This window comes from Sphingomonas yantingensis, from assembly GCF_014199325.1.
Taxonomy (GTDB): domain Bacteria; phylum Pseudomonadota; class Alphaproteobacteria; order Sphingomonadales; family Sphingomonadaceae; genus Sphingomonas; species Sphingomonas yantingensis.
Genome location: NZ_JACIJJ010000002.1, coordinates 514832 through 531858 on the forward strand (window position 1 = coordinate 514832; position 17027 = coordinate 531858).

The 17027-nt window shown below is 68.5% G+C and carries 17 protein-coding genes and 1 other annotated feature (1 of these 18 cut by a window edge); of the genes, 7 read left to right on the forward strand and 10 right to left on the reverse strand.

All coding sequences use genetic code 11. From position 1 onward, the window contains the following. Positions 1-60: 60 nt before the first annotated feature. The 7 genes from sucD to FHR19_RS08680 form a co-directional block, all read right to left on the reverse strand. Positions 61-945 carry a succinate--CoA ligase subunit alpha gene (gene sucD, locus FHR19_RS08650; protein WP_184027011.1) on the reverse strand — a complete coding sequence of 295 codons (885 nt, stop codon included), beginning with the start codon at positions 943-945 and terminating at the stop codon, positions 61-63. A gap of 76 nt (positions 946-1021) precedes the next feature. Continuing rightward, positions 1022-1984 (reverse strand): malate dehydrogenase, encoded by a 963-nt coding sequence (gene mdh / locus FHR19_RS08655; RefSeq protein WP_184027013.1) that lies wholly within the window; start codon positions 1982-1984, stop codon positions 1022-1024. 144 nt (positions 1985-2128) lie between these two features. Beyond that, positions 2129-2947, reverse strand: a complete 819-nt coding sequence (locus FHR19_RS08660; protein ID WP_184027015.1) for a shikimate 5-dehydrogenase — start codon at positions 2945-2947, stop codon at positions 2129-2131. Further along, on the reverse strand, positions 2944-4062 hold the full coding sequence (zapE, locus tag FHR19_RS08665; RefSeq protein ID WP_184027017.1) for a cell division protein ZapE: 1119 nt from the start codon (positions 4060-4062) through the stop codon (positions 2944-2946). Before zapE ends, FHR19_RS08660 begins: the two co-directional genes overlap by 4 nt. Next, positions 4059-4526 (reverse strand): PaaI family thioesterase, encoded by a 468-nt coding sequence (locus FHR19_RS08670; RefSeq protein ID WP_184027020.1) that lies wholly within the window; start codon positions 4524-4526, stop codon positions 4059-4061. The genes zapE and FHR19_RS08670 overlap by 4 nt, the downstream gene beginning before the upstream one ends. Then, on the reverse strand, positions 4526-5311 hold the full coding sequence (locus FHR19_RS08675; protein WP_184027023.1) for a succinate dehydrogenase iron-sulfur subunit: 786 nt from the start codon (positions 5309-5311) through the stop codon (positions 4526-4528). Before FHR19_RS08675 ends, FHR19_RS08670 begins: the two co-directional genes overlap by 1 nt. 114 nt (positions 5312-5425) lie before the next feature. After that, complete coding sequence (locus FHR19_RS08680; RefSeq protein ID WP_184027026.1) at positions 5426-6415, reverse strand: sugar kinase; 990 nt, start codon at positions 6413-6415, stop codon at positions 5426-5428. An 87-nt stretch (positions 6416-6502) separates the two neighbouring features. On the opposite strand from FHR19_RS08680, the gene uxaC reads away from it, so the two are divergent. After that, positions 6503-7924, forward strand: a complete 1422-nt coding sequence (gene uxaC / locus FHR19_RS08685; RefSeq protein ID WP_184027029.1) for a glucuronate isomerase — start codon at positions 6503-6505, stop codon at positions 7922-7924. Beyond that, positions 7921-9279 (forward strand): mannitol dehydrogenase family protein, encoded by a 1359-nt coding sequence (locus FHR19_RS08690; protein WP_184027032.1) that lies wholly within the window; start codon positions 7921-7923, stop codon positions 9277-9279. The genes uxaC and FHR19_RS08690 overlap by 4 nt, the downstream gene beginning before the upstream one ends. On the opposite strand, the gene FHR19_RS08695 is transcribed toward FHR19_RS08690, so the two are convergent. Beyond that, positions 9276-10271 carry a LacI family DNA-binding transcriptional regulator gene (locus FHR19_RS08695; RefSeq protein ID WP_184027035.1) on the reverse strand — a complete coding sequence of 332 codons (996 nt, stop codon included), beginning with the start codon at positions 10269-10271 and terminating at the stop codon, positions 9276-9278. The genes FHR19_RS08690 and FHR19_RS08695 overlap by 4 nt on opposite strands. Before the next feature lie 40 nt (positions 10272-10311). Continuing rightward, positions 10312-11733: a sigma-54-dependent transcriptional regulator gene (locus FHR19_RS08700; protein ID WP_184027038.1), complete on the reverse strand. Its 1422-nt coding sequence runs from the start codon at positions 11731-11733 to the stop codon at positions 10312-10314. A 155-nt stretch (positions 11734-11888) separates the two neighbouring features. On the opposite strand from FHR19_RS08700, the gene FHR19_RS08705 reads away from it, so the two are divergent. The 5 genes from FHR19_RS08705 (at position 11889) to FHR19_RS08725 (ending at position 15425) form a co-directional block, all read left to right on the forward strand. Then, the gene (locus FHR19_RS08705) at positions 11889-12014 is read left to right on the forward strand and encodes an aa3-type cytochrome c oxidase subunit IV (protein ID WP_184027041.1); all 126 of its coding nucleotides are present in this window, start codon (positions 11889-11891) and stop codon (positions 12012-12014) included. 4 nt (positions 12015-12018) lie between these two features. Next, positions 12019-13137, forward strand: coding sequence for an NAD(P) transhydrogenase subunit alpha (locus FHR19_RS08710; RefSeq protein WP_184027044.1), 1119 nt, complete (start codon positions 12019-12021; stop codon positions 13135-13137). After that, the gene (locus FHR19_RS08715) at positions 13137-13508 is read left to right on the forward strand and encodes a PH domain-containing protein (RefSeq protein WP_184027048.1); all 372 of its coding nucleotides are present in this window, start codon (positions 13137-13139) and stop codon (positions 13506-13508) included. Before FHR19_RS08710 ends, FHR19_RS08715 begins: the two co-directional genes overlap by 1 nt. Next, positions 13508-13810, forward strand: coding sequence for an NAD(P) transhydrogenase subunit alpha part 2 (locus tag FHR19_RS08720; RefSeq protein WP_184027051.1), 303 nt, complete (start codon positions 13508-13510; stop codon positions 13808-13810). The genes FHR19_RS08715 and FHR19_RS08720 overlap by 1 nt, the downstream gene beginning before the upstream one ends. Positions 13811-13916: 106 nt before the next feature. Next, positions 13917-15425, forward strand: coding sequence for an NAD(P)(+) transhydrogenase (Re/Si-specific) subunit beta (locus FHR19_RS08725; protein ID WP_184027054.1), 1509 nt, complete (start codon positions 13917-13919; stop codon positions 15423-15425). Between the two features lie 7 nt (positions 15426-15432). Here the strand turns inward: FHR19_RS08725 and FHR19_RS08730 are convergent, their stop codons facing one another. Further along, positions 15433-16920, reverse strand: coding sequence for a SulP family inorganic anion transporter (locus FHR19_RS08730; RefSeq protein ID WP_184027057.1), 1488 nt, complete (start codon positions 16918-16920; stop codon positions 15433-15435). 59 nt (positions 16921-16979) lie between these two features. Further along, positions 16980-17027 (reverse strand) — a sequence feature (sul1 is cis-regulatory element that is thought to sense ions involved in sulfur or methionine metabolism; They are found in Alphaproteobacteria); it runs 8 nt beyond the window's last position.

The window sequence follows — 17027 nt, forward strand, 5'->3', positions numbered from 1 at the left end:
GGCCAGCGTTGGCAACGCCGGCCAATTGCCGCTCCCGAACGCCGGGAGCGGCCAAAAGGATCAACCCTTCAGAACCTCGACGAGCGTCTCGCCGAGCAGGCTGGGGCTGGCCGACACCTTGATGCCCGCCGCTTCCATCGCCGCGATCTTGCTCTCGGCGTCGCCCTTGCCGCCCGACACGATCGCGCCGGCATGGCCCATGCGGCGGCCCGGAGGCGCGGTGCGGCCCGCGATGAAGCCGGCCATCGGCTTCTTGCGGCCGCGCTTGGCCTCGTCGATCAGGAACTGCGCGGCCTGCTCCTCGGCATCGCCGCCGATCTCGCCGATCATGATGATCGACTTGGTCTCGTCGTCCGCCAGGAACAGCTCGAGCACGTCGATGAAGTTGGTGCCGTTGACCGGGTCACCGCCGATGCCGACCGCGGTGGTCTGGCCAAGGCCCGCATTGGTCGTCTGGAACACCGCCTCATAGGTGAGCGTGCCCGAGCGGCTGACGACGCCGACCGACCCCTTGGAAAAGATCGAGCCGGGCATGATGCCGATCTTGCACTCGCCCGGCGTCAGCACGCCGGGGCAGTTCGGGCCGATCAGCCGCGACTTCGAGCCCGACAGCGCGCGCTTGACCTTGACCATGTCGAGCACCGGAATGCCCTCGGTGATCGCGACGATCAGCGGCACCTGCGCGTCGATCGCCTCGAGGATCGAGTCCGCGGCGAAGGCTGGCGGCACGTACACGACGCTGGCGGTCGCACCCGTCGTGTCCACCGCCTCGGCGACGGTATTGAAGACGGGCAGGCCGATATGGCTCGTGCCGCCCTTGCCGGGCGTGACGCCGCCGACCATCTGCGTACCGTAGGCCAGCGCCTGCTCGGTATGGAAGGTGCCGGTGGCGCCCGTCATGCCCTGGACGATGACCTTGGTGTTCTTGTCGACGAGGATGCTCATCGGAATTCCCTGAAAGTGGCGGCCGGGGGGCCGAACGAAAACGAAAGCGGCGCCCGGCTGGGCCGGGCGCGCTGGATCAGTTCAGGCTCTCGTCGATGCCCTTGCACGCGACGAGCAGTTCCTTGACCGCATCGACGCTGACCTGGAGGTTGCCCTTGGCCTCCTCGGACAGGTTGATCTCGATCACCTTCTCGACGCCGCCCGCACCGATCACCACGGGCACGCCGACATAGAGGTCGTCGATGCCATACTGGCCGGTCAGGTGCGCCGCCGCGGGCAGGACGCGCTTCTTGTCGTAGAGATAGGCTTCGGCCATCGCGATGCCGCTGGTCGCGGGGGCGTAATAGGCCGAGCCGGTCTTCAGAAGGCCGACGATCTCGCCGCCGCCCGAACGCGTGCGCTGGACGATCGCGTCGATGCGCTCCTGCGTCGAGAAGCCCATCGCGATCAGGTCGCTGACGGGAATGCCGCTGACGGTCGAATATTCGAGGACGGGGACCATCGTGTCGCCGTGGCCGCCGAGGACGAAGCTGTTCACGTCCTTCACCGACACCTTGAACTCGTCGGCGAGGAAGTGGCTGAAGCGCGCCGAGTCGAGGACGCCGGCCATGCCGACGACCTTGTTGTGCGGCAGGCCCGAGAATTCGCGCAACGCCCAGACCATCGCGTCGAGCGGGTTGGTGATGCAGATGACGAAGGCGTCGGGGGCGTTGGCGGCGATACCCTCGCCCACGGCCTTCATGACCTTCAGGTTGATGCCGAGCAGATCGTCGCGGCTCATGCCCGGCTTGCGGGCGACACCGGCGGTGACGATGATGACGTCGGCGCCGGCGATGTCCTTGTAATCGTTGGACCCGGTGATGGTCGCGTCGAAGCCCTCGACCGGGCCGCACTGGCTGAGGTCGAGCGCCTTGCCCTGGGGAATCCCCTCGGCCACGTCGAACAGGACGATGTCGCCCAGCCCCTTGAGGGCGGCGAGGTGCGCGAGCGTGCCGCCGATGTTGCCGGCGCCGATCAGCGCGATCTTCTTGCGAGCCATGGATCCTCCCTAGACGGACCTAAAACGGCGGACGCACGCAGGAGCGCCCGCGAGAACGGGGGCGACTTAAGCCTTTTGGACCGAGGGGACAACCGCCTATCGACACCGGCGACAAACTATCTTTGCGACTTGTTCGCAAGTGCATTAAGGCGCCAGCGCGACCCTGGCGGCGGCGTCGACCTCGACCTCGCCGGGTTGCACGCCGGTGTAGAGCACGAACTGTTCGCGCCCCTGCAACACCAGCACGGCGTCACCGGTGATGACCCGTTTGCCCAGATCGCGGGCGGCGCGGATCAGCGGCGTCTCGGGCGGAATGGCGACCACGTCGAAGACGATCTCCGACGCGGCGATGGACTGAAGGGGAAAGGGCAGGGCGTCTGCCTCCGTGCCGCCGGCCATGCCGATCGGGGTGGCGTTGACGAGCATCTGCGTGCCTTCGCGCGCCTCGTCGGCATGCGCGATGCCGAGCTTGTCGGCGAGATCGCGACGCTTTCCGACATTGCGCGCGACGATCGTGCCGTTCGCATAGCCATAGTCGACGAGGGCCGAGGCGACCGCCTTCGCCATCCCGCCCGCACCGGTCAGCGCCCAGCGCGTCTCGGTCGGGACCGCATGACGCTGCATCAACTGCACCACCGCCAGATAGTCGGTGTTGTAGCCCTTGAGGTGGCCATCGGTGTTCACGATCGTGTTGACTGCGCCGATCGACGCCGCGGACGGATCGAGTTCGTCGATCAGCGGGATCACCGCCTCCTTGAACGGCATCGACACCGCGCAGCCGCGGATGCCGAGCGCGCGGATGCCGCGCACCGCCCCCTCGATATCGGTGGTCGTGAACGCCTTGTAGACATAGTCGAGGCCCAGCGCCTCGAAGAGGTGGTTCTGGAACCGCGTGCCGAAATTGCCCGGCCGCGCCGACAGCGACATGCAGAGCCGGGTGTTGCGGTTGATGCGCGCGGTCATGCGGGCTCTCCCTTGCCATGGCCGAGCGCCAGATACTCGTCGGACCGCATTTCGTTCAACCGGCTGACGGTCCGTTCGAACTCGAACGCGCCGTCGCCCTTCTCGTAAAGCTGTTCGGGGGCCGCATCGGCGGCGGCGAGCAGCTTGACCTTGTGCTCATAGAGCGCGTCGATCAGCGTGACGAAGCGCGCCGCCTCGTTGCGGTTGTCCGGGCCGAGCCGGGGGATGCCGACGAGGATGACGGTGTGGAATCGCCGCGCGACCGCGAGGTAATCGGGCGCGCCGCGTGCCTCGCCGCACAGGCGCTTGAAGCTGAACACGGCGACGCCCTTCAGGCACTTGGGCACGTGCAACGTCCGGCCGCCGAGGTCGAGGTCGCAGGTCGGCACATGCGCCTTATCCTCGACCGGATAGTCGGTGAGGCGGAAGAAGGCGTCGGAGAGCGTCTTCGTCGCCTCGGCCCCGTTGGGCACCAGCCAGGTCTCGATACTGCCCAGCCGGTCGCGGCGATAATCGACCGGGCCGTTGAGCGATAGCACGTCCATCTTTTCGCGAATCAGGCCGATGAAGGGCAGGAAATGCTCCCGGTTGAGCCCGTCCTTGTAGAGATCCTCGGGCACGCGGTTCGAGGTCGCGACGACGGTCAGGCCGTGCTCCATCATCGCGGTGAACAGCCGCGACAGGATCATCGCGTCGGCCGAATTGTTGATGACCATCTCGTCGAAGGCGAGCAGGCGCGTCTCGCCCACCATCGCCGCGGCGACGGGTGGGATGGGGTCGCCGCTTTCCTTCGCCCGCTCCTTGTGCAGGCGGGCATGCACCTCGATCATGAAGGCGTGGAAATGGACGCGGCGCTTTCGGCGGATGGGGAGCTGGTCGAAGAACAGGTCCATCAGCATCGACTTGCCGCGCCCGACCCCGCCCCACAGGTAGACGCCGCGCGGCGGCGCGGGGGCACGGCCGAGCATCTTCCACAGCACGCTGCCGCGCTTCGGTACTGCGGTCAGTTCGGCGGCGAGCGTGTCGAGGCGCGCGGCGGCCGCCTCCTGATCCGCGTCGGGCTTGAGTTCGCCGCGCTGGACGAGGGCGCGATAGGCGTTGAGGACATCGGTCATTTGCGCGCGGTCGCGGTGAAGCTGACGCACGGGCGGCCATTCTGCACGATCAGCCCGCGGACGAAGAAGAGGCGGCCGGTTTCGCGGAGCAATTCGACTTCCGCCTCGACCGGGTGCGCCGCGTCGGCACCGTCGATGAATTGCGCGGACAGATCGACGGTCGAGGCGAAGCCCTCGTCGGCGATGCCGAGTATTCGGGCAGCAGCGAACACCGCCACATCGGCGAAACCCAACAGTGCGCCGCCATGGACGTGGTCGCGAAGGTTCGAATGAACGCGCTGCGGCACCATCCGCACGCAGGCACAGCCCTCACGCTCGACCCGAACCGACAGGGGGGCAAGAAACGTGTTGTAGCGAGTAGGATCGGCCATTTCCCAGCGATGCCAGCCGGGAAGATCGGGATCGGGGAAGAAACGGAAGGGGGGCGGCGCGTCGTCCGCGGCCGCCCCGGTTTGGTCGGGCATCAGACGATGCGCTCGACTTCCATCTTCTTGATCTCCGCGATCGCCTTGGCCGGGTTGAGACCCTTGGGACAGACGTTCGCGCAGTTCATGATCGTATGGCAGCGATAGAGGCGGAACGGGTCCTCGAGGTCGTCGAGCCGCTCGCCCGTCATCTCGTCGCGGCTGTCGGCGAGCCAGCGATACGCCTGAAGCAGGATCGCCGGCCCGAGGAACTTGTCGCTGTTCCACCAATAGCTGGGGCACGAGGTCGAGCAGCAGGCGCACAGGATGCACTCGTAGAGGCCGTCGAGCTTCGCGCGATCCTCCGGCGACTGGAGCCGCTCCTTGCCCGAGGGCGGCGGCGTCACCGTCTGAAGCCACGGCTTGATCGAGGCGTACTGCGCATAGAAATGCGTGAAGTCGGGGACGAGATCCTTGATGACGTCCATGTGCGGCAGCGGCGTGATGCGGATATCGCCCTTGATATCCTCGATCGCGGTCGTGCAGGCGAGGCCGTTCTTGCCCGCGATGTTCATCGAGCACGAGCCGCAAATCCCCTCGCGGCACGAGCGGCGGAAGGTGAGACTGGGGTCCTGCTCGCCCTTCATCTTGATGAGCGCGTCGAGCACCATCGGGCCGCAATCGTCGAGATCGATCTCGAACGTGTCGTAGCGCGGATTGGCGCCGGCATCGGGATCGTAGCGATAGATCTTGAAGCGTTTGATCCGCTTGGCACCCGCGGGCGCGCGGTGGACGTGCCCTTCCTTCTTGATGACGCTGTTCTTGGGGAGGGTGAAGGTCGCCATGATCCGTCTCAATCGCTGTTGCCATCCGAGGTAGCGTCCGGGACGCCGCCTTCAAGGCCGAAACCGCCGATACAGGACCCGTGCTGCATTGCAAACCCGGACCGTTGGCCGGGTTTAACGCCGCACGTCGCGTGCGCCCGCCTGAAACGCGGCGAGGTCGGCGCGGGTGAAGCGGGAGAAGTCGCCGGGCAGGCTGTGCTTGAGCGCAGCGAGCGCCAGCCCCGCCTCGACCGTCTCTTGCGGCGTCAGGCCGGCATGGAGGCCGTGGAGGATGCCCGCCGCGAACGCATCGCCGCCGCCGATCCGGTCGACGATGCCGGTGACCGCGATCTCCTCGGTTTCGTACGCGGCGTCCGGCGTATCGAATCGCGCGGACAGGCGGTGGTGGTCGGCGTCGATGACCGTCCGCGCGGTCGAAGCGATGACGGTGAGGTTGGGGAAGGCCGCGAACGCCACCTCTGCCGCCGCGCGCGCCTCGCGCACGTTGCGGCCGGTCAGCAGCGCCACGTCGCGGTGGTTGCCGAAGAACAGATCGGCCTGCGCCACCAATTCGGTCAGCACGCCGCGCGGGTCGCTGGCCCAGCTTTCCCACAAGCGCGCGCGGTAATTGCCGTCGAACGAGACGGGCACACCTGCTGCCCGAGCTGCACGTGCTGCCGCCAGCGCGTGCGCGGCGCTAGCCTGGCCGAGCGCGGGGGTGATCCCCGACAGATGCAGGCGCGCCGCTCCCTCGAGCAAGGCGGGCCAGTCGTAGTCGCTCGCCTCTACGAACGCCGATCCGGCGCGGTCGTAAACGATGTCGGCGGCGCGCACGCCCGCGCCCGGGGAAAGGAAATAGAGACCCATCCGCCCCGGCCCGGTCGTCACGCGCGCGGTATCGACCCCCGCCGCGCGCATCGCCGCGACCGCGCCGCGGCCCAGCGCATTGTCGGGCAGGGTGCTGACCAGCGCGGTCGGGTGATCGAGCGCGGCGAGACCCGCAGCCACGTTCGCCTCCGCCCCGCCGACGACGATATCGAGTCGGGGCGACTGCATCAGCAATTCGCGGCCCGGCGCGGACAGGCGGAGCAGCAATTCGCCGAAGCAGACGATCGGTCCTGACATACCCTCTCCCTACGCGCTGGCCTTGCCGATCGCTAGTCCGTTGCCAGCGCTGGCACAAGCGGCTATCGCAATGGCGAGGAGAGGAAGATGCGTCCCCTTAAGCTCGATCCCGATCGCCTGTTTCCCGCCGAGCCGCGAACCCGCGACATCGCCCGCGCGCTCTATACCGAAATCGGCGGACTGCCGATCGTCAGCCCGCACGGGCACACCGACCCAGCCTGGTTCGCGACCGACGCGCCCTTCGCCAATGCGACCGAGCTGTTGCTGGCGCCCGACCATTACATCTTCCGGATGCTCTATTCGCAGGGCGTGTCGCTCGACGCGCTCGGCGTGCGCAGCCGCGCGGGCACGCCGGCGACCGACCCGCGCGAGGCGTGGCGAACCTTCGCCGCGCACTATCACCTGTTCCGCGGCACGCCGTCGCGGCTGTGGCTCGACCATGTGTTCGCCGAGGTGCTGGGGATCGAGGTTGCGCTCGACCCCGCCAGCGCCGACCATTATTTCGATACGATCAATACGGCGCTGGCGACCCCCGGCTATCGCCCCCGCGCGCTGTTCGAGCGGTTCGGGATCGAGTTCCTCGCCACCACCGAGGGGGCGGACGATCCGCTCGACCACCACAAGAGGATCCGCGAGTCGGGCTGGGGCGGACGGGTCGTCTCGACCTATCGCCCCGATGCGGTGATCGACGCGGAGCATGAGGGCTTCGCCGCCGCGCTCGAGCGGTTCGGGGCGCTGACCGGCGAGGACGTGATGACGTGGGACGGCTATCTCGCCGCGCACCGCCGCCGCCGCGCCGATTTCCGCGCGCTGGGCGCGACCGCGACCGACCATGGCCATGCCAGCGCACGGACGGCGAACCTGTCGCGCGCCGAGAGTGCGGCGCTGTTCGACCGCATCGTCACGGGCCGGTTCGAGGCGGGCGAGTCCGAGCTGTTCCGCGCGCAGATGCTGACCGAAATGGCGAAGATGAGCGTCGAGGACGGGATGGTGATGCAGATCCACCCCGGCTCATTCCGCAACCACAATGCCGCACTGTTCGCCAGTCACGGGCGCGACAAGGGCGCCGACATTCCGATGCGCGCTGATTTCGTGGGCGCGCTGAAGCCGATGCTGGACGTGGTGGGCAACGAGCGCGACCTGACGATCATCCTCTTCACGCTCGACGAGACGACGTACGCGCGCGAACTGGCGCCGCTGGCGGGGCATTATCCCTGCCTGCGCCTGGGGCCGGCTTGGTGGTTCCATGACAGTCCCGAGGGGATGCGCCGCTTCCGCGAGATGACGACCGAGACGGCGGGCTTCTACAATACGGTAGGGTTCAACGACGATACACGCGCGTTCCTGTCGATTCCGGCGCGGCACGACGTCGCACGGCGCGTCGACTGCGCGTTCCTCGCCCGGCTGGTGGCGGAGGGGCAGATTGCCGACTGGGAAGCGGCCGAGCTCGCGCACGAACTGACGGTGGGGCTGGTGCGGCGCGCGTACAAGCTGGGCGAGCCGGCATGACGCGGCTGTCGCAGGCGGCGCTGCCGCTTCCCAACGGCCCGCGCTACGACCGGGCGACCTTGCGCAGCGGCATCGTCCATTTCGGGCCGGGGGCATTCCACCGCGCGCATCAGGTGCCGGTGTACGACGCGCTCAACGCCGTCGATCCGCGCTGGGGCGTGGTCGGGGTGAGCCTCAATTCTGCATCGGTGGCGAACGCGCTCAATCCGCAGGACGGGCTCTACACGCTGGCGCTGCTCGATGCGGCGCCGTCGTTCGAGGTGGTGGGCGCGCTTCGTCACGTGCTGACCGCGGGCGAGGGGGCGGCGATCCTCGACACGATCGCGGCGTCCGACACGCGGGTGCTGAGCGCGACGGTGACCGAGAAGGGCTATTGCTACGCCGCCGACGGCAGCCTCGACATGGATCATCCCGCAATCGTCCACGACCGTGCGGGCGAAGGGGCACCCAGGTCGCTGGTCGGCTGGATCGTCGCAGGCCTTGCCGCGCGGCGGGCAGCGGGGGTGGGCGGGCTGACCGTCCTGTCGTGCGACAACCTCGCCGACAACGGTGCCAAGCTCGGCCGTGCGGTGGCGGCGCTGGCGGCGACGCGGGGCGACGACCTTGCCGACTGGATCGCGGGGGCGGTGCGCTTTCCCTCGACGATGGTCGATGCGATCACGCCCGCCACCGACGATGCGCTGCGGGCGCGGGTGGCCGAGGCGACCGGGCTGGAGGATGCGTGGCCGGTCCAGCGCGAGCGGTTCTGGCAATGGGTGGTCGAGGACGATTTCGCCCCCGGCGAGCGGCCCGACCTTGCCGCCGCGGGCGTGACGCTGACGCACGATGTGCGCGGATACGAACTGGCGAAGCTCCGGCTGCTCAACGGCGCGCATTCGTCGCTCGCCTATCTCGGGCTGGAACGTGGGCACGCGACCGTGGCGGAGGCGATGCGCGATCCGGCGCTCGCGTCGTTCGCCGAGCGGCTGATGCGCGAGGATATCGCAGCCTCGCTGACGCCGCCCGCCGGGCTGGACGTGGATGCCTACGTCACCACGATCCTCGACCGCTTTGCCAATCCCGCGATCGCGCACCAATTGATCCAGATTGCCGCCGATGGGTCCCAGAAGCTGCCCTATCGCCTGCTCGACACGGTGCGCACCGCTCAGGCGGCAGGGCGACCGATCGACCGGCTGGCGGTGCCGGTCGCCGCATGGCTGCGCTTCGTCGAGCGCGGGAAAGGCGTCGCCGATCCGCTGGCGGCGCGGCTGGTGGGCAGGCTCGCGCGCGAGGTACTGGGCTTGCGCGAGGTGTTCGGCGATCTGGTCGACGATCCGGCCTTCGTCGCGGCGGTGCTGGCGGCGCGGCCGATCTAGGCCGGGCCGGTCGACTCGGCGATCTGGAGGGTGAGCGTGGCGGCAAGGTCGCCGTCCGCAGCCTCGCCCTCGATCGCGTCGATCAGACGTTCGGCGGCGCGCGCGGCCATGTCGCCGAGCGGGCGGGCGACGGTGGTCAGCGCGGGCGTCAGCATCGTTGCGAGCGCGCTGCCGTCGAAGCCCGCGACCGAAAGGTCGGCGGGGACCGCGATGTTCATCCGCGCCGCAACCTTCAGCACGCCCGCCGCCATCACATCGTTCGATGCGAAGATCGCGGTCGGGCGGTCGTTGCCGGCCAGCAGCGCCTCGCCTGCCGCCACGCCGCCCGCGAATCGATAGTCGCCGACGACGACCAGCGCGGGGTCGAGCGGCGCGCCGGCCGCGGCGAGTGCTTCGGCGAACCCCGCGCGCCGCTCGCTTGCCGACAAGAGTCCCGGCGGGCCGCTGACGAAGCCGATCCGGCGATGCCCGAGCGACAACAGGTGCCGCGCCACTTCACCGGCCGCCTCGCGCTCGTCGGACACCAGCATCGTCGCATAGCCGGCGATGCGCGCGGCGGCGAAGGCGATGGTCGGGATCGAGAGGCTTTCGGCCAGCCCCGCCGCCTCGCACACCGGGGGCAGCACGATCAGCCCGTCGACGCGTGTCCGCCGGGCGAAGGCGGCGATATCCTCGACCGCGGCGTCGCCCCCCGCCGGGTGCACCACCATCTCGTACCCGCGGGCGGAGGCGGCGGCGACGATGCCGCGCTGCACGGCGTCGAGGACGAGGGCGTTGGGATCGTCATGGACGAGGCCGATCAGGAACGACCGCCCCGTCGCGAGCGCCCGCGCGCGCAGGCTGGGCGAGAAGCCCAGCGCCGCGATCGCCGCGTCGATCCGCGCCCGCGTCTCGCTATTGACCTTGGTCGAGCGGTTGAGGACGCGCGACACGGTGCGGATCGAAACACCCGCACGCGCCGCGACGTCGTGGATGGTGGGCGGCTGGCTCATCTGCCAGCGCTAGCAAGGATTGGCGGCCCTCGAAAAGCCCTCAGGCCGCCGACTGGTCGATGCCAAGCTCGCCGAGCTTTCGATAGAGCGTCGAGCGGCCGATGCCGAGCCGGCGTGCCACCTCCGTCATCCGGCCGCGATAATGGCCGATGGCAAGGCGGATGACGTCGGCCTCGATCTCTTCCAGTGCGCGCAGATTGCCGTCAGGGCGGAACAGCGTGACCCCGCCCGAGGGGGCCGGCCCCTGGACTGCCGACGCGCCGCCATTCGCCGCCATGTGCGCGATCTGCGGAAAATCGCCGCGGGTCAGCGCGTCGCCGTCGCACAGCACCGCGGCGCGGAACAGCGCGTTTTGAAGCTGGCGGACATTGCCCGGCCAATCGTAGCTGCCGAGCAAGGCCAGCGCGTCGTCGGTGATGCCGAGCGGGCGCAGCCCCGGCTGTTCGGCGATCCGCGCAAGCAGGTGGCGCGCAAGTGGCGCGACGTCGCCGGGTCGATCGCGCAAAGGCGGGATCGTCACCTGGACGACGTTGAGTCGGTAGTAGAGGTCCTCGCGGAAGCGGCCGGCCTCGACCTCTTCGGTCAGCGTCTTGTTGGTGGCAGCGACGACGCGCACGTCGACTTCGCGGGCGTGGCGCGCGCCGATCGGCTGGAGTTCGCCCGACTGGAGGACGCGCAGCAGCTTGACCTGCGCCTCGAGCGGCATTTCGCCGATCTCATCGAGGAACAGCGTGCCGCCGTCCGCCTCCTGGAAGCGGCCGATCTTGCGCTCGAACGCGCCGGTGAAGGCGCCCTTTTCGTGGCCGAACAGTTCCGATTCAACGAGGTTGCCGGGGATCGCGCCGCAATTGACGCGGACCAGCGGCTTTTTCGCGCGGGGGCTGGCGGCGTGGATCGCCTCGGCCACGACCTCCTTGCCGACGCCGCTTTCGCCCTCGATCAGCACGGGGATGCGCGCGCGCGCCGCCTTGGCCGCGATGGCGAGCGCGGCGCGGAATTGCGGCGCGGAGCCGACGATCTCGTCGAAGGCGAGCGGCATCGACAGCTTTTCGGTAAGCGGGCGCAATTCGCCCGCCGCCTTGCCCGCGACCGCCGCTTCCAGCGCAGAGAGCAGGCGCTCGGCGGCCAGCGGCTTGGTTAGGAAATCGGTCGCCCCTGCGCGCATCGCATCGACCGCGCTCGCCACCGATCCGTTGGCGGTGAGCATCAGGATGGGAAGCGCTGGGCGGTTGCGGCGCAATTCCGCGATCAGGCTGGTCGCGTCGCAATCGGGCGCCCAATGATCGAGCACGATGGCGTCGAGGCTCATGCCGTCCTGCGTGCCAAGCATCGCAAGTGCGGTCTCGTGATCCCCGGCAAAGATCGTGCGCCATCCCCGGCGCGAAGCGATCGCCGCGATGAGGCGGCGCTGGGCCGGCTCCTCGTCGATCAGCATGAGCAGGCGCTGTCCGTTCCGTGTCATCGCGAAATCTTTGTCCCCGTCGTCCCGCTTTCAGACAGGGTGGATAGCGAAGAAGCGTAAAGCCCGGCTTAAGCGCATCGATGGTTCCGGCCCTTGCCGAGACCGGCGACCGCTGGCTAAGGATGGGAGCAAGACGTTATTCAAACGGGGATCACATGGCCGACCAAACCCAGACGCCGCTGCGCGAGGATACCTATTCGAGCTTTATCGGCATGGTGAAGGTGGGATCGATCGTCGTCGCGATCGCCGCCGCCGTCGTCGTCGGCCTGATCGCCAGCTGATCCCATGAAGATCGCCGTCCTCCGCGAAACTGCCCCCGGTGAAGCCCGCGTGGCGGCGACGCCGGAGACGGTGAAGAAGTTCATCGCCCTCGGCGCGACCATCGCGGTCGAGGCCGGGGCGGGCGAGCATGCCTCGATTGCCGACGCCGCCTTTGCGGAGGCTGGCGCCAGCGTCGGCGACCGCGCCGCGACGCTGTCGGGCGCGGAGATCGTGCTCGGCGTGCAGGGACCGGCGCCGGAAGGGCTGCCACGCGGCGCGTGGGTCGCGGCGGGGCTCAATCCGTTCAGCGAGCGCGCGCGCGTCGATGCCTATGCCGCCGCGGGGGTCGAGGCGCTGGCGATGGAGTTCATGCCGCGCATCACCCGCGCGCAGTCGATGGACATCCTGTCCTCGCAATCCAACCTGTCGGGGTACAAGGCGGTGCTCGACGCCGCCGCCGAATATGGTCGCGCCTTCCCGATGATGATGACCGCGGCGGGCACGGTCAGCGCCGCGCGTGTGTTCGTGATGGGCGTCGGTGTGGCGGGGCTTCAGGCGATCGCGACCGCTCGCCGGCTGGGGGCGCAGGTGTCCGCCACCGACGTGCGCGCCGCAACCAAGGAGCAGATCCTGTCGCTCGGCGCCAAGCCGATCTTCGTCGAGGCGGTGAAGGGCATCGAGGGCGAGGGCACCGGCGGCTATGCCACCGAGATGAGCGACGAGTACAAGGTCGCGCAGGCCGAACTGGTGTCGTCGCACATCGCCAAGCAGGACATCGTGATCACCACCGCGCTGATCCCCGGTCGGCCCGCGCCGCGGCTGGTCAGCGATGCGCAGGTCGCCTCGATGCGGCCGGGTAGCGTCATCGTCGACCTGGCGGTCGAGCAGGGCGGCAATGTCGAGGGTGCGGTTGCGGGCGAGGTGGTCGTGCGCCACGGCGTTAAGATCGTCGGCCATCGCAACGTGCCTTCGCGGCTGGCGGCGGACGCGTCGGCGTTGTTCGCCCGCAACCTGTTCAACTTCCTCTCCGCCTTCTGGGACAAGGAGGCCGGGCGCCCGGTGCTGGATGCCGAGATCGGCGATGCGATCCGGCTGACCAAGGACGGGCAGGTGGTGAACCCGCGGCTGACCGGCGCCGCCTGATGGGCCTTTTCAACGCGACCGAGACAAATGCCGAGACGGTCGCGCGCGACTATGCGCCCGTACTGATCGAGGGCGAGCGCGTGCTGATCGCGTTCAAGACGATGCGCGACCTCGTCTTCCTGACGAACTACCGCCTGTGCACCGTCAACGTGCAGGGGCTGACCGGGCGCAAGGTCGAGATCGAGAGCATTCCCTACAAGTCGATCACCCGCTGGGCGATCGAGCGAGCGGGGACGTTCGACATGGACGCCGACCTCACCATCTGGGTCTCCGGCAGCGATGAACCGCTCGAGGTCAAGGTGGCGGCAAGCGCCAATATCGTCGGCGTACAGCAGGTGCTGGCGCGCGCCATTCTGGGAGGGGGCCGCTGATGGACTTCGTTTCGATCCTGTCGATCTTCGTCATGGCGTGCTTCGTCGGCTATTATGTCGTCTGGTCGGTGACGCCGGCGCTGCACACGCCGTTGATGGCGGTCACCAACGCGATCTCGTCGGTCATCATCGTCGGGGCCTTGGTCGCCAGCGCGGCGGCGGGGTTCGCGGTGTCGAAGTGGCTGGGCCTTGCCGCGGTCGTGCTGGCGAGCATCAACATCTTCGGCGGCTTCGCGGTCACGCAGCGGATGCTGGCGATGTACAAGAAGAAGGAGCGGCCGGCGGCACCGGCCAAGCAGTAGCACCGTCACCCCGGACTTGATCCGGGGTCCCGCTTACTTTCGGCGGGTCGAGAAGAAGAAGCGGGACCCCGGATCAAGTCCGGGGTGACGAGACAAGGGGTTGGGGATGGAGCACGTAACCGCCGGCAATTCGTTCGCGGCGCTCGCCTATCTGGTGGCTGGCGTGTGCTTCATCCTGGCGCTGCGTGGGCTGTCGTCGCCGGCGACCAGCCAGCAGGGCAACCGCTTCGGCATGATCGGCATGGCGATCGCCGTGGTGACGACGCTGGTGACGCATATTCCGCTTCTGAGCGGCGACGTTGGCTTGGACGGCGACCGGATTGCCAGTGTTAGCGCGTTCAGCATCGATTGGATCGCCTTTCTCGAAATCCTCGCCGCGATCGGCGTCGGCGCCATCATCGGCGTCACCATCGCCAAGCGCATCGCGATGACGGCGATGCCGCAGCTGGTCGCCGCGTTCCACAGCCTCGTCGGCTTGGCGGCAGTGCTCGTCGCAGTCGCGGCCTATCTCAACCCGATGGCGTTCGGGATCGCGCAGATGGTGATCCCGATGATCGGCGACCCCTTCGCAGTCATCAACCCGGTGAGCAAGGTCGAGATGGGGTTGGGCGCCGCGATCGGTGCGATCACCTTTTCGGGCTCGGTCATCGCGTTCCTGAAGCTGAACGGCAACATGTCGGGCAAGCCGATCCTGCTGCCCGGCCGCCATGCGATCAACCTGGCCGTGCTCGCGACGATCCTGCTGCTCGTCGCGCAGTTCGCGCATTCGCAGGACGCGTGGCCGTTCTGGACGCTGCTGGCGCTCAGCTTCGTGATCGGCTTCCTGCTGATCGTGCCGATCGGCGGGGCGGACATGCCGGTCGTGGTGTCGATGCTGAACAGCTATTCGGGCTGGGCGGCGGCGGCGATGGGCTTCACGCTCCACAATACCGCGATGATCATCACGGGTGCGCTCGTCGGCAGCTCGGGCGCGATCCTGTCCTACATCATGTGCCGCGCGATGAACCGCAGCTTCCTGTCCGTCATCGCTGGCGGCTTCGGCGCGGAGGCCAGCGGGGGCGCCGGCGGGGAGGCGAAGGAGCAGCGGCCGTGGAAGCGCGGCTCCGCCGACGACGCCGCCTTCCTGATGCAGCAGGCCGAGCAGGTCATCATCGTCCCCGGCTACGGCATGGCGGTCGCGCAGGCGCAGCACGTCCTGCGCGAGATGACCGACAAATTGAAGGAGCACGGCGTCCGGGTGAAGTTCGCGATCCATCCGGTCGCGGGGCGGATGCCGGGGCACATGAACGTGCTGCTGGCAGAGGCGAACGTCCCCTATGACGAGGTGTTCGAGCTCGAGGACATCAACTCCGAGTTCGCGCAGACCGACGTCGCCTTCGTCATCGGCGCCAACGACGTGACCAACCCGGCGGCCAAGACCGACAAGTCCTCGCCCATCTACGGCATGCCGGTGCTCGACGTCGAAAAGGCCAAGACCGTGCTGTTCGTGAAGCGGTCGATGGGCGGCGTCGGCTATGCCGGTGTCGACAACGACGTGTTCTACATGGACAACACGATGATGCTGCTCGCCGACGCCAAGAAGATGGTCGAGGAGATCGTGAAGGCGCTGGATTGACGCGCCGTCAGTGTGGGACGGCGCCGAGCTCGAAGCCGGTCTTGTCGTGCATGGCGAAGCGATCGACGATGTCGGCGCTGGCGCGGTTGTAGCCCACGACGTCGACAGACGCGCCGCCCTGGCGCAGGCGCGCGACGATCTTGTCGAGCGCGCCGACCCCTGAAATGTCCCAGAAGTGCGCGGCGGACACATCGATCGTCACGTCGGCCGCGCCCTCGGCCCGGAACGCGCGGGTGAAGCGGTCGACCGAGGCGAAGAAGATTTCGCCCGACACGGCATAGGTGACGCGGCCGCCGTCATCGCGCCGCTCGACCGCGAACATCCGCTGCACCTTGGCGGCGAAGAAGATGCCCGACAGCAGCACCCCCGCCGCAACGCCCAGCGACAGGTCGTGCGTCGCGACCACCACCACGACCGTCGTCAGCATGACGATCGAGGAGGTCGGCGGATGGCGGCGCAGATTGGGGATCGAGTTCCAGCTAAACGTCCCGATCGATACCATCACCATGACCGCGACCAGCGCGGGCATCGGCACGCGCCCGACATACGGCCCGAGCGCGGCGAGCAGCACCAGCAGGAACGCCCCCGCGACGAAGGTCGACAGCCGCCCGCGCCCGCCGGAGGTGACGTTGATGACCGACTGGCCGATCATCGCGCAGCCGCCCATGCCGCCCATCAGCGCGGCGACGATGTTCGCGCCGCCCTGGCCCGCGCACTCCACGCGCTTGTCGCTGTCGGTGTCGGTCATGTCGTCGACGATCTGAGCGGTCAGCAGCGATTCGAGCAGGCCCACCGCTGCCATCGTCAGCGAGTAGGGGAGGATGATGCGCAGCGTCTCGAGGTTCAGTGGCACGCTCGGCCACGCGAAGCTCGGCAGGCCGTCGGGCAGCTGCCCCATGTCGCTGACGGTGTTGACGGGCAGGCCGAGGGCGATGCTGACGGTGCTGAGGACAAGGATCGCGACGAGCGGCGAGGGGACCGCCGTCGTCAGGCGGGGCAGCAGGTAGATGATCGCAAGGCCCCCCGCGACCATTGCATAGGTGTGCCACGTGACGCCGGTCAGCTGCGGCAGCTGCGCCATGAAGATCAGGATCGCGAGCGCGTTGACGAAGCCGGTGATGACCGACCGCGACACGAACTGCATCACGAGGTCGAGCCGCGCCAGCCCCGCCGCGATCTGGATCAGACCCATCAGGATCGTCGCGGCGAACAGGTATTCGACACCGTGGTCGCGCACCAGCGGCACGACCAGCACGGCGACCGCGGCGGTGGCGGCGGAGATCATCCCCGGCCGCCCGCCGATCAGCGAGATGACGATCGCGATCGCGACCGAGGCATAAAGGCCGACGCGCGGATCGACGCCCGCGATGATCGAGAAGCCGATCGCCTCCGGGATCAGCGCGAGCGCGACGACGATGCCGGCGAGCACGTCGCGGCGGGCGGCGGCGCCGGTGGTGAACCACTGGCGGCGATAGGCGGTGAGGTCGAATTTCATTGATTTTCCACAACAGGGCACGGGCGCGGCGAGCGCGCTTCGAGAATATCGGTGCGTTGTGTTGTCCGGCGGATCGGCGGCCGGAATAGCCACCCGGAATTGCACCG

What these genes read in the sequence shown, in the direction of transcription:
- FHR19_RS08720 (WP_184027051.1), top strand. Translation starts at nt 13,508, where the DNA reads ATGGACTTCGTTTCGATCCTGTCGATCTTCGTCATGGCGTGCTTCGTC.
- FHR19_RS08710 (WP_184027044.1), top strand. Translation starts at nt 12,019, where the DNA reads ATGAAGATCGCCGTCCTCCGCGAAACTGCCCCCGGTGAAGCCCGCGTG.
- uxaC (WP_184027029.1), top strand. Translation starts at nt 6,503, where the DNA reads ATGCGTCCCCTTAAGCTCGATCCCGATCGCCTGTTTCCCGCCGAGCCG.
- FHR19_RS08705 (WP_184027041.1), top strand. Translation starts at nt 11,889, where the DNA reads ATGGCCGACCAAACCCAGACGCCGCTGCGCGAGGATACCTATTCGAGC.
- FHR19_RS08700 (WP_184027038.1), bottom strand. Translation starts at nt 11,733, where the DNA reads ATGACACGGAACGGACAGCGCCTGCTCATGCTGATCGACGAGGAGCCG.
- FHR19_RS08690 (WP_184027032.1), top strand. Translation starts at nt 7,921, where the DNA reads ATGACGCGGCTGTCGCAGGCGGCGCTGCCGCTTCCCAACGGCCCGCGC.
- FHR19_RS08725 (WP_184027054.1), top strand. Translation starts at nt 13,917, where the DNA reads ATGGAGCACGTAACCGCCGGCAATTCGTTCGCGGCGCTCGCCTATCTG.
- FHR19_RS08730 (WP_184027057.1), bottom strand. Translation starts at nt 16,920, where the DNA reads ATGAAATTCGACCTCACCGCCTATCGCCGCCAGTGGTTCACCACCGGC.
- FHR19_RS08670 (WP_184027020.1), bottom strand. Translation starts at nt 4,526, where the DNA reads ATGCCCGACCAAACCGGGGCGGCCGCGGACGACGCGCCGCCCCCCTTC.
- FHR19_RS08680 (WP_184027026.1), bottom strand. Translation starts at nt 6,415, where the DNA reads ATGTCAGGACCGATCGTCTGCTTCGGCGAATTGCTGCTCCGCCTGTCC.
- FHR19_RS08715 (WP_184027048.1), top strand. Translation starts at nt 13,137, where the DNA reads ATGGGCCTTTTCAACGCGACCGAGACAAATGCCGAGACGGTCGCGCGC.
- FHR19_RS08660 (WP_184027015.1), bottom strand. Translation starts at nt 2,947, where the DNA reads ATGACCGCGCGCATCAACCGCAACACCCGGCTCTGCATGTCGCTGTCG.
- mdh (WP_184027013.1), bottom strand. Translation starts at nt 1,984, where the DNA reads ATGGCTCGCAAGAAGATCGCGCTGATCGGCGCCGGCAACATCGGCGGC.
- FHR19_RS08695 (WP_184027035.1), bottom strand. Translation starts at nt 10,271, where the DNA reads ATGAGCCAGCCGCCCACCATCCACGACGTCGCGGCGCGTGCGGGTGTT.
- sucD (WP_184027011.1), bottom strand. Translation starts at nt 945, where the DNA reads ATGAGCATCCTCGTCGACAAGAACACCAAGGTCATCGTCCAGGGCATG.
- zapE (WP_184027017.1), bottom strand. Translation starts at nt 4,062, where the DNA reads ATGACCGATGTCCTCAACGCCTATCGCGCCCTCGTCCAGCGCGGCGAA.
- FHR19_RS08675 (WP_184027023.1), bottom strand. Translation starts at nt 5,311, where the DNA reads ATGGCGACCTTCACCCTCCCCAAGAACAGCGTCATCAAGAAGGAAGGG.